Annotated in this window: 5 protein-coding genes and 1 pseudogene; 5 read left to right on the top strand and 1 reads right to left on the bottom strand. The window is 68.6% G+C overall.

What is annotated here, in order from left to right; genetic code table 11:
* A pseudogene (locus tag ACFSCU_RS02175) lies at positions 1-471 on the top strand (IS91 family transposase); the annotation flags it as partial.
* Between the two features lie 221 nt (positions 472-692).
* Here ACFSCU_RS02175 and ACFSCU_RS02170 read toward each other — a convergent pair.
* Positions 693-1,310 carry a VOC family protein gene (locus tag ACFSCU_RS02170; protein WP_373368320.1) on the bottom strand — a complete coding sequence of 206 codons (618 nt, stop codon included), beginning with the start codon at positions 1,308-1,310 and terminating at the stop codon, positions 693-695.
* A gap of 134 nt (positions 1,311-1,444) precedes the next feature.
* On the opposite strand from ACFSCU_RS02170, the gene ACFSCU_RS02165 reads away from it, so the two are divergent.
* The 4 genes from ACFSCU_RS02165 (at position 1,445) to ACFSCU_RS02150 (ending at position 4,462) form a co-directional block, all read left to right on the top strand.
* The gene (locus ACFSCU_RS02165) at positions 1,445-2,020 is read left to right on the top strand and encodes an NADPH-dependent FMN reductase (protein ID WP_180551527.1); all 576 of its coding nucleotides are present in this window, start codon (positions 1,445-1,447) and stop codon (positions 2,018-2,020) included.
* Between the two features lie 42 nt (positions 2,021-2,062).
* Positions 2,063-2,914, top strand: coding sequence for a fumarylacetoacetate hydrolase family protein (locus tag ACFSCU_RS02160; protein WP_377559762.1), 852 nt, complete (start codon positions 2,063-2,065; stop codon positions 2,912-2,914).
* A gap of 20 nt (positions 2,915-2,934) precedes the next feature.
* Positions 2,935-3,888: a Bug family tripartite tricarboxylate transporter substrate binding protein gene (locus tag ACFSCU_RS02155; protein WP_377559761.1), complete on the top strand. Its 954-nt coding sequence runs from the start codon at positions 2,935-2,937 to the stop codon at positions 3,886-3,888.
* A 217-nt stretch (positions 3,889-4,105) separates the two neighbouring features.
* Positions 4,106-4,462, top strand: coding sequence for a hypothetical protein (locus ACFSCU_RS02150; RefSeq protein WP_180551530.1), 357 nt, complete (start codon positions 4,106-4,108; stop codon positions 4,460-4,462).
* Positions 4,463-4,664: the final 202 nt, after the last annotated feature.

Raw genomic sequence — 4,664 nt, 5'->3', positions numbered from 1 at the left:
TTTGGTGTGCTGGCACCAAACTCGCCGCTGAGAGCGGCGGTAACGGCGCTGGCTCAGCCTGCTGCGTCGCAACCAGCCACGGTGGAGACTGCACAACCTGGCGCGGGCGTACCTGGGGTGGCGGCGCCGGGCAACGCGGCCACACCCACACCCGAACCTGAAGCACGCCCGAAGCGAGCGGCGCATTACTTGTGGGCGGTGCTGATTGCCCGCATCTACGAGGCATTTCCGCTGCTGTGCCCCATGTGCGGTGGGCAGATGCGCATCATTGCCTTCATCACCCACAGCGCCGAAATCCGCCACATCCTGAACCACATCGGGGTGGACTCGCAGCCACCGCACATAACCCCGGCACGCGGGCCACCGCTGTGGGAGGGCTGCGACGCGCCGGTGGATGATGGTGCGCAAGGCGAGCCGGATTGGGATCTGGCAGCTCAACCCGACGAGGTAGACCAGCGCGTCAATTGGTGACCCAGTGAAGCGGCGGTATCCATCGCTGCGGGGAAGCAGCTGCGCGCGCGCCAGGCCCAAATGCATACTGCCTCCCAAGCTCTTGCCATTGAGCGGCAAGCGAGCGCTCAACCTTCCTTGGCCGAACGTGTTTCGAGGCCCAAAACTCGTGCCATACTTGGCCTCATGCGGTTGAATTTCCTATCCGTGGGATGGCTTTGTGCATGGCGAAGAACCGGATGCTATCCCGCCGCGCCCTCCTGCGAGGTCCATCCCATGCGCCGGGCCATCTCCGCACGCCATTGCGCGCGCGGGCGGAAACCGGGCAGGCCGCGCGCGTGCGCCTCCAGGCGCTGCAGCAGCGTGGCCTCGTCGTCCAGGTCGATCGGCACGGCCATGGGTTGCGAGACATACCAGGGCAGGTCGAAGTACAGCTCGAGCCGGTTGCCCTCGGGATCCGGGACATAGATGGACACCGCGTTGCCGTGGGTGATGGGCCTGACTTCGCCTGCGCCACGGGCCTGGAGGGTGCGGTACATGCGGCACAGCGTGTCCAGGCTGTCGGCCTTCAGCGAGATCTGGTTGATCGGGTTGAAGTCCAGCTCCTTCGGACGGCCGGAGATCAGCACGAGCTGGTGGTGTTCGTCGGGATCGCGGCTGAGGAACACCAGGTCGCGCGGGCCATTCGGCCCCGGCAACTGGCCGCGGTCCGTGACGGTGAACGCCAGCAGCTCCGTGTAGAAGGCCTCGAGGGCGGCGATGTCGTGCACGAACATGCCGAAGTGGCTGAAGGAAAAGCCGGGACGCGTCACAAGAGTCTCCATGGAATCAGGGCCCCGGCGCAGGCACCCGATGGCCATGCGCGGTGCGCCGGCGGATTCTAGCGCTTCGCGGTTAAATATCGATATTTTTGCTTTAGAGATATATTTTTCCTTTTTGTCGCTATGATCGCCGCGACCTGAATCCGAAGCGGGGCGCTCCGCCCCCCCACCGCATGCAACCCATCCTGAACGTCATCACCTGCAGCACGCGCCCCCGGCGCGTCGGCCCCGCCGTGGCCGCCTGGTTCGAGCAAGTGGCCCGCGCGCAAGGCGAATTCGAAGTCGTCGCCTGCGATCTCAAGGAACTGGCCCTGCCCCTGCTGGACGAGCCGGAGCATCCGCGCACGGGCAAGTACAGCCACGCGCACACCCTGCGCTGGAGCAAGCTCACGGCGGCCGCGGATGCCTACGTCTTCGTGCTGCCCGAGTACAACTTCGGCCCGCCCGCCTCGCTGCTGAACGCGCTGAGCTACCTGAGCGCCGAGTGGGCCTACAAGCCGGCGGCATTCGTCAGCTACGGCGGCATGTCCGGCGGCATCCGCGCGGTGCAGGTCGCCAAGCAGTTGATGACCACCCAGAAGATCGTGCCGCTGCTGGAAGCCGTGGCCGTCCAGAACGTCGGCACGCTCGTGGACGCCGAAGGCAAGTTCCAGCCGGCGGCGCTGCACGGCGAGTCCGCCGCCGCGATGCTCAAGGAGCTCGCACGCTGGGCCGCGGCCCTGCGCCCCCTGCGCGCGCCGACGCCCTGACGCGCAAGGCGTCCCAACCCGTAGTCACCAAGGAAGCACTCCATGAAATTGATCAGTTTCACGCGGGGCGATCGCCCCGGATTCGGGGCCGTCGTCGAAGGCGGCGTCGTCGACCTGGGCGCCGCCCTGGACGGCAAGTACGCGGACCTGCGGGCGCTGCTGGCCGGCGATGCGCTGGCCGAAGCGCGCGCCGCGGTGGCGCAGCGCAAGCCCGACTTCGCCCTGGAGTCGGTCACCCTGCTGCCCGTCATCCCCGAGCCCGGCAAGATCTGGTGCTGCGGCCTGAACTACCACGAGCACGTGCAGGAGACCAACCGCGAGGTCACCGAGCAGCCCACCTTCTTCCTGCGCGTGGCCGACTCCCAGGTGGGCCACGGCCAGGCCATCGTGCGGCCCCGCGAATCCACCCAGCTGGACTACGAAGCCGAGATCGCCGTGATCATCGGCAAGGGCGGCCGCCGCATCGCCGAGGCCGACGTGGCCCGCCACATCGCCGGCTACGCCTGCTACAACGACGGCAGCGTGCGCGACTGGCAGCGCCACACCTCCCAGTGGGTGCCCGGCAAGAACTTCTGGCGCACCGGCGGCTTCGGCCCCTGGATGGTCACCGCCGACGAGATCCCCTTCGGCACCAGCATGACGCTCGTCACCCGCCTCAACGGCCAGGAGATGCAGCGCGCCACCACCGAGATGATGATCCACAGCATCGCCCGGCAGATCGCCTACGTCTCGGCCATCGCCCCGCTGCAGGCCGGCGACGTGGTCGTCACCGGCACCCCCGGTGGCGTGGGCGCGCGGCGCCAGCCCCCGGTGTGGATGAAGGCCGGCGACGTCGTGGAGATCGAGGTCGATCGCATCGGCGTGCTGCGCAACCCCATCGTCGACGAAGACTGAACCAACGAGGAGACCGGAAGATGAACAAGACCACTCGCATCCTCGCCGCCGCTGTCCTGGGCCTGGGCGCATCGGCGGTGTCGGCTTCGGACTTTCCGCAGGGGCCGATCGAGGTGACCGTGCCCTTCGCCGCCGGCGGCGGCCTGGACCAGAACGCCCGCGCGTTCGCCAAGGCCTTCTCCGAGGCGCTGAACACGCCGGTGGCGGTGATGAACCGCGACGGCGCGGCCGGCGCGATCGGCCTGGCCTTCGTGGCCGGCGCGCGCGCCGACGGCTACGCGCTGGCGTTCACGCCCGCCGTGTCGCTCACCAGCCAGCCGCACCGCGTCAAGACGATCAAGTACGGCGTGGAGTCGTTCTCCCCCGTGTGCCACGTCTTCGACAACATCTTCGCGATCGCGGTGCTGGCGAACTCGCCGTACAAGACGATCGCCGACGTGCTGGTGGGTGCACGCAAGGAGCCGGGTGCGGTGAGCTACGGCACCTCTGGCATCGGCTCGATCCCCCATCTGGGCACCGCCGACATCGAGGCCGCGGCCAAGGTGCAGCTGAACCACGTCGCCTACAAGGGCGACGGCCCGATGATGCAGGACCTGCTGGGCGGCCGCCTGGGCTTCGGCGCGGTGCTGGCCAGTTCGGTGCGCGCGCAGGTGCAGGCCGGCACGCTGCGGCTGCTGGCGGTGTACTCGGACCAGCGCCATCCGCATTTCCCGGCCGTGCCCACGCTGACCGAGTCGGGCGTGCCGGTGGTGCAGCTGAGCTTCGGCGGCCTGCTGGCGCCGGCCAAGACGCCGACCGCCGTGCTGGACAAGCTGCAAGCCGCCTGCGAACGCGCGGTGAAGTCGCCCGGCTACGTGGACTGGGCCGCCAAGGCCGGCCAGGTCGTCGAGTACCAGCCGGCCGAAGCGTTCGGGCGCAAGCTGCGCGAGGACAGCCGGGCGAAGGCAGCGACGATCCAGCGGCTGGGCCTGTAACCGGCAGCGATCGCTGATCGAGGCTGAGGGCTCCCGCGTGGGAGCCCTTTTTGTTTCGCTCGGGCTTGCCGCGGCGCCGAAGGCCGCCGCACAGCCGGCATCACCTACGGCCGCGCAGGAAGCGGCGCACAGGTCGCCGCTGCATGCACCGGCTGCGCACCCGGGCGCGCTGCAGTGCAATGGATCCAGAGCGGAAATGGATCCGCAGGAGCAGCTCATGAAGAAGTTCATCTTGTCTGCCGTCGCCGCCAGCGCGATGGCGTTCGGCGGCTTCGCGCACGCCGACCTGATCGATGGCGTGGGAAAGACGCTGTCGCAGATCTTCGGCGTCCCGTACGACCCGACGCCGCCCGACCGGCCCGCCTTCCCCGTGGGCACCGTGTACACCGACGCCAACGGCACGCGCTACCAGGTGGACCCGGCCGGCCGCCACATTCCGCTGGCGCAGGGGCCCGCGCCCTATGCCGACGTCGTCGTGCCGCCCACGGTCGCCGTCGCGCCGGTCTTCGACGACGACGGCGACGGCGTGGCGAACCAGTACGACCGCTATCCGTACGACGGTCGCTACCGCTGACCCCGGCACGCCGCCGCCGACCACGGCAGGGCCGGGCGGCGGATCACGCCAGGGATCCAAGCTGGCCTACACGGCCACCCGGCCAGGCGCATCGACACTGCGTCATCGGCGCTACTGGAGCTAAATAGATACCCCTTGCATTTGTACAGTATTCATGTCAGCCACTTCCAAGCCCAAGCTCTACAACCCACGCCACCCCGAA

The sequence above is a fragment of the Ottowia beijingensis genome, assembly GCF_042680925.1.
Taxonomy (GTDB): Bacteria; Pseudomonadota; Gammaproteobacteria; order Burkholderiales; family Burkholderiaceae_C; genus Ottowia; species Ottowia beijingensis.
This window is presented reverse-complemented; position numbering and strand designations above follow the sequence as displayed.

Excerpts from the sequence above, each read along its gene's own strand:
- ACFSCU_RS02150 (WP_180551530.1), top strand. The coding sequence starts at position 4,106 with ATGAAGAAGTTCATCTTGTCTGCCGTCGCCGCCAGCGCGATGGCGTTC.
- ACFSCU_RS02160 (WP_377559762.1), top strand. The coding sequence starts at position 2,063 with ATGAAATTGATCAGTTTCACGCGGGGCGATCGCCCCGGATTCGGGGCC.
- ACFSCU_RS02165 (WP_180551527.1), top strand. The coding sequence starts at position 1,445 with ATGCAACCCATCCTGAACGTCATCACCTGCAGCACGCGCCCCCGGCGC.
- ACFSCU_RS02170 (WP_373368320.1), bottom strand. The coding sequence starts at position 1,310 with ATGGCCATCGGGTGCCTGCGCCGGGGCCCTGATTCCATGGAGACTCTT.
- ACFSCU_RS02155 (WP_377559761.1), top strand. The coding sequence starts at position 2,935 with ATGAACAAGACCACTCGCATCCTCGCCGCCGCTGTCCTGGGCCTGGGC.